We start from the raw sequence: 2,444 nt of genomic DNA on the forward strand, positions 1-2,444 counted from the left end.
CCAGCATGATGATGGTCAGGCGCGCCAGAGCGCTGCGATCGCCCGCGCGGCGCGCGGCAAGCGGCGCGCGAGGGGTCGCGGTCGGACTATCGGAGCTGATCGCCATAGATCGCCCTCGCCAGTTCCATGGCCGCCGCGCCGGTGCGGGGACCGAAGCCCAGAAGATAGAGCCCGTCCATGCGGACGATGGCGCCCCGGCGCGCCGCCCTGGTCACGCCCAGCGCCGGATGGCCCGTGATGCGGGCATTGGGGGCGCCGTGGCCCTCGGCCTCGCCGCGTCCCTGCATCATCAGGATCACGTCCGGGTCGGCGTCGATCACCGCCTCGTTGGCCAGTTGCTTGTAGCCCTCGAAGTCGGAAATGACGTTGTCGGCGCCGGCCAGCTCGATGATGCCGTCGGCGGCCGTGCCCGTTCCCGACGCCAAGATTCTGTCATCGCGCATCGACAGAACGAACAGGACGCGCTTCGGCTCGTCGATCCCGCCGGTGATCGCTTCGGCGGCGGCCAGGTCCGCGCTGAGGCGCCGGCGCAGCGCGTCCCCTCTTTCCGGCACGCCCAGCGCCTGCGCGATGATGCGAATGTTTTCGTCGATCCCCTCGGGCGTGAACTCGTCGGGCACGGTGACCCAGCGCACATCGGCCGCCTGAAGCACATCGATCGCCTCGGCCGGACCGGCATTGGCGCGGGCGAGGATCAGGTCCGGCTTGACCGACAGGACGCCTTCCGGCGACAGCGCGCGCATATATCCGACATCGGGCAGATCGGTTGCCTGGGGAGGGAAGAGCGACGTCGAATCACGGGCGACCAGCCGGTCCTGTTCACCGAGCGCATAGACGATCTCGGTCACCGCGCCCCCAATGGCGAGCACGCGCTCGGCATGGGCCGTTTCCGCGCGCGCCTTGGAGGCCGAAACCGCGGCAATGGCGAGCATGACGAACAGGACGCCGAGCAGAAAGCCGCGCGGCCTTTGACGGGAAAAGACAAGTCGCAAGGTGGAAATCATCGTGTGTATCGCTTCATCTTTATTGCGCTCGGGAAAGCCCCTCAACGAGACTGCGCCAGTCGCTGGCCGCCGGCCGTGCCTGGTCGGGGGTTGCGTTGATCATGATGACGGGATCGCCGTCGGCGGCGAACGCCTCGACCGATATGACGTCGCCGCGGTCGGTCGGCTTGCGCACCGCCCAGACCGAGCCGATCCTGTCGGTGCGAAGATGCAGGTGAAAGCCGGGGTCCATGACGTTGAACCACGGACCGACCCGCTTGAGCGTCGCGATCGGGCCGGAATGGACCTGAAGGCAGCCCGCATTGCGCACGAACACCATGATCGGCATCCGCTCGTTGGCGACGATCCGCAGCAGCGTCTCCACGGCACCGTCGATCAGCATGGCCGCGAATTCGGGCGCAAGGTGACGGACCAGCGCGCCCCTGCTGCCGGGGCCGAATCGCCGCACAAGCCCGGCGACCTGATGCGTGTCGGTCATTGCGCCCCAGGCAGCGCGCAGCTCGGCCGCCCTTTCCCCGTCCAGATCGGCAGCAGCCCCGTTGCAACGCGGCGTGAACGCGATCCGGCCGGCGGGCGCGTCGCGTTCGAGCGCGCCGATCAGCCCGTCCCATGCGTCCGGGTCCGTGCCTTCGCGCGTGAACACCTTGTGCACCGCATCGCCATGGGCGTCGAAAATCTGGATCGATCGCAGCGCGCTTCCGCCCGCCTTCTTTTCGACGGCGAAGGCATGGGCCCAGTGTCCGGGAAAGATTCGCAGGTCGATCTGCGCGCCCAGCACCGTCACCACATGGCCGCCAAGCGTTGCGTTCTCGTATCGGCCGGTCTTCTCATGAACCGCAAAGGCGTTCCGCGTCAGGGCCATCGCCTCGCCCACATCGGCCAGACCGGCAATGATCGCGTCCGTGTCGGCGCGCAGCCGACGCACGCCGCAACCGCTGAAGGCATCGACGAAACGCGCTTCCGGGATGCCCAGATTGGCGGCGAGATCGCGCTCACGCAGCTTGGGATTGTCCGTACGCGCCTTGCGGATATCGGCGTCCGTCGGTTCGTCTGCCACGCTCATGGGAGACCTTACTTGTTGAGGATCAGCTTGCCCTGCCGGGTGATCTTCAGCCGGTAGAGCGCGCCCTTATGGTTGATGCCGATCTCGCGGGACCGGCCGAACAGCGTGCTCGCATCGATGATGACGAACTCCTCTTCGTTCATGCGCTCCGGCTTTGCCTTCATGTCCTTAAGGGCCGGTGTCGGCTTGTTGTCGTCTCGCTGCATCGTAGCCTGTCATTGGGATCGAAATGCCTGGCTGGCGGGTGCGGGCTCGGCGACGAACATAACTTGACTGGTTATGTCAGATTATCTAAGCGTCCTGCGATAGTTGATCGGTCTTGTCAAGTTTGATCCCGAACAGGGCGCATGACGGACCGATCGCCACCGGTCAGCAAG

Annotated in this window: 3 protein-coding genes; all 3 read right to left on the reverse strand. The window is 66.4% G+C overall.

The window, feature by feature from the left end:
- Positions 1-86 precede the first annotated feature (86 nt).
- The 3 genes from AC5E6L_RS15160 to hemP are packed head-to-tail and all read right to left on the reverse strand — an operon-like array spanning position 87 to position 2,210.
- Positions 87-1,004, reverse strand: coding sequence for a heme/hemin ABC transporter substrate-binding protein (locus AC5E6L_RS15160; RefSeq protein ID WP_491230018.1), 918 nt, complete (start codon positions 1,002-1,004; stop codon positions 87-89).
- A gap of 19 nt (positions 1,005-1,023) precedes the next feature.
- Entirely contained in the window at positions 1,024-2,067 is a 1,044-nt protein-coding gene (locus tag AC5E6L_RS15165; protein WP_491774418.1) for a hemin-degrading factor, read from the reverse strand.
- Positions 2,068-2,075: 8 nt separating this feature from the next.
- Positions 2,076-2,210 (reverse strand): hemin uptake protein HemP, encoded by a 135-nt coding sequence (gene hemP, locus AC5E6L_RS15170; RefSeq protein WP_491230021.1) that lies wholly within the window; start codon positions 2,208-2,210, stop codon positions 2,076-2,078.
- Positions 2,211-2,444 lie beyond the last annotated feature (234 nt).

This window comes from Roseitalea sp. (assembly GCF_984466335.1).

Excerpts from the sequence above, each read along its gene's own strand:
- AC5E6L_RS15160 (WP_491230018.1), bottom strand. The coding sequence starts at position 1,004 with ATGATTTCCACCTTGCGACTTGTCTTTTCCCGTCAAAGGCCGCGCGGC.
- AC5E6L_RS15165 (WP_491774418.1), bottom strand. The coding sequence starts at position 2,067 with ATGAGCGTGGCAGACGAACCGACGGACGCCGATATCCGCAAGGCGCGT.
- hemP (WP_491230021.1), bottom strand. The coding sequence starts at position 2,210 with ATGAACGAAGAGGAGTTCGTCATCATCGATGCGAGCACGCTGTTCGGC.